General features: G+C 70.4%; 2 protein-coding genes. Both read left to right on the plus strand.

Translation table 11 applies throughout. From position 1 onward, the window contains the following. The first annotated feature begins 25 nt into the window (after positions 1–25). Positions 26–547, plus strand: a complete 522-nt coding sequence (locus tag ACLNEE_RS16715; RefSeq protein WP_412007428.1) for a chemotaxis protein CheW — start codon at positions 26–28, stop codon at positions 545–547. Next, the coding region (locus tag ACLNEE_RS16720; RefSeq protein ID WP_412007429.1) for a CheR family methyltransferase at positions 544–1269 on the plus strand (726 nt) is incomplete at its 3' end. The genes ACLNEE_RS16715 and ACLNEE_RS16720, both read left to right, overlap by 4 nt.

Consider the following 1269-nt stretch of genomic DNA (forward strand, 5'->3'; position numbering starts at 1 on the left):
CCTGCTAGCTGGCTAGGAGTACAGGATGACAGCGCCTTCAACGGACGACCGCGGCACGCCGCCCATGATCGGGCCGGCAGGCTCTGACGACCCCCGGACCTTTCTGACCTTCGCCATCGGCGGGCAGTTCTTTGCCCTTTCCGTCGATCCGGTGCGCGAGATTCTGGATCAGCAACCGCTGGCGCTGCTGCCCGAGGCGCCGGCCGATGTGATCGGCCTGATCGACGTGCGGGGTGAGGGCGTGATGGTGATGGACATCGCCGCGCGGCTGGGCGTGATGGGCGGCTCCGGCCGCGACCGGCGCATCATCGTGCTGGAACGCCCCGAGGCAGGGCAGCGCCCGGTGGGCGTGCTGGCCGATCAGGTCCACAGCGTGGTGGAACTGCCCGCCACGGCGATCGAGGCCCCGCCCGCCGCGGGTCGCGGCCGGCCGGGGCTGTTGCAGGGGGTGGCGCGACTGGGCGGGCATCTGACGCTGGTCCTCGATCATCGCAGCCTTCTGGGCGACGCGGCGCCGGCAGACGACATGTTCGACTTCGGCCCATGATCCACGCCCTGCCCGGAACCTTGCCCACGCCCCATCTGGGCCGGGCCGAGGCGAACCTGATCTGCCGAATGGTGCGCCAGCATGGTGGCATCGCCATCGCGCCCGGCAAGACGGCCTTCCTGCAATTGCGGGTGGCCCGCCGCTTGCGCGCGCTGGGGCTGGACGATTTCGCCCGCTATTCAAGTCTTCTCACCGGGCCCGCAGGCCAGACCGAGTTGCCGCTGCTGGTCGAGGCGCTGACCACGCATACGACCGGCTTCTTTCGCGAATCCGCGCAGTACGACTGGCTGCAGACGACCGGACTGCCCGCATTGATCGCGCGGGGGGCTGGGCGGGAACGCCGCCTTCTGCTGTGGAGCGCGGCCTGTTCCACCGGGGCCGAGATGTGGACGGCTGCGATGGTCGTCGACCGGTTGGCGCGCGGGATGCAGGGCGGGCTGCGCTGGGGCGTGGCCGGCAGCGACGTGTCGCGCGCCATCCTGTCCCGCGCCGCCCGCGCAATCTTTCAAGAGGACGAGATCGCGGGCCTGCCGGAGGAGTGGCGCCGCGACTATCTGCTGCGGTCGCGCCTGTGCCACGGACGCACGCGGCTCTATCGCATCGCGCCCGACCTAAGGCGGCTGGCGCGGCTGCACTGGGCCAACCTGACCGTCGCGCCGCCGGCACTGGAATCCGATGCCGACGTGGCCTTCCTGCGCAACGTGCTGATCTACTTCGATGAC

The sequence above is a fragment of the Aphanothece stagnina RSMan2012 genome, assembly GCF_046764815.1.
Classification (GTDB): domain Bacteria; phylum Cyanobacteriota; class Cyanobacteriia; order PCC-6307; family Cyanobiaceae; genus NIES-981.